1 protein-coding gene and 1 pseudogene are annotated in these 1,139 nt (G+C 48.5%); both read right to left on the bottom strand.

The features are described from left to right. Positions 1–127: 127 nt before the first annotated feature. A pseudogene (locus ACGG90_RS15615) lies at positions 128–394 on the bottom strand (hypothetical protein); the annotation flags it as partial. Positions 395–453: 59 nt separating this feature from the next. Then, positions 454–1,139 (bottom strand): IS66 family transposase (gene tnpC, locus ACGG90_RS15610; protein WP_390410734.1); only part of this gene is annotated, 686 nt, incomplete at its 5' end.

Below are 1,139 nucleotides of genomic sequence, written 5' to 3'. Positions count from 1 at the left end.
TATGCTACCCGTAGTATACAGGAGGTTTCTGTATTGTTGGTCAATTTCTTCGCCGACCTTGGACAATTTTTTCGCCGAGTGGTGTCAAAAACTTCGCATTACCTGGTAAAGCTATATGCCGTCTTCAGATAGCTTCAACGACATCGCGATCAGACAACCCAGTACGTTGCTTGATTAGCTGGGACCCATACAACAGGCGAAATGGTTTACCAGCACGGCCAAGCTTCGAAGGAAAAGCCAATTGGTATGCCTCGCTTAACTTCTGCCATGGCATTTGATCCGCAAGCTGAACCCACTCGTTGTCTGCACTGAGCGGTGTGCTCAGTGCAGTACCAAAGGATTCAATTGAGAGTTGCGTGACTGTTTGGTAAGCAGGAGATAACCACACGTTCATAACGCCAAAATCGGGTCAAGGCACATCTCTATGATGTGTCTTGGCCCGATTTTCTATTGCTAGTCCAGACTAATGTTCCATGGCAAGTATGGCGCCAGCGTGGTTTCATTCAGTTCAAATTCTGGTATCTGTGGAAGCTTTTCAAATAAGCACTTCAAATACTTGAATACATCCAACTGATTGGCCTTGGCAGTCTCACACAAAGTCATCAGGTTCGCATTTGCTTCGGCACCATCGACACTGGTACTGAATAAGTAGTTCTTACGTCCGATCACCAAGTCTTTGACGCTGCGCTCAGTCGCATTGTTGCTAAAGTCGATCTCGCCGTAGTCCATGAGCCGGTCAAGATAGATCCGCTGATTTTGGGCATACTTCACCGCTCTTCCCAATGCGCCTTTTGGCAGCGCAGTGAGGCCATCGATCCATGCCCAGAATTTTTTCATGAGCGGAGCGATGTTCTTTATTCTAAAAGCTTGGCGTTCTCCCGCCGGCGCATGCTGAACTTGTCGCTCCAACATAAACATGGTGTCGATCAACTTCAACGGTACCGAGTCTTCGATGCCGTTTTTCAAGTGCACAGCGGCGTCATAGAATCTGCGTCGAACATGCGCCATACATCCAGTGCGGGTGATCGCATCATCAAGCTTGTTATAGCCTGAATAGCCATCACACTGGAGTACGCCAGAGAAGCCTTCGTACAATTCTTGAGCGAACGCTCCGGCGCGTGTGGCATCATACGCGTAAT

This window comes from Lacticaseibacillus jixiensis (assembly GCF_042847315.1).
GTDB classification, from domain to species: Bacteria; Bacillota; Bacilli; order Lactobacillales; family Lactobacillaceae; genus Lacticaseibacillus; species Lacticaseibacillus jixiensis.
The sequence above is the reverse complement of the archived record's forward strand: the minus strand, read 5'-3'. Positions and strand labels throughout refer to the sequence as shown.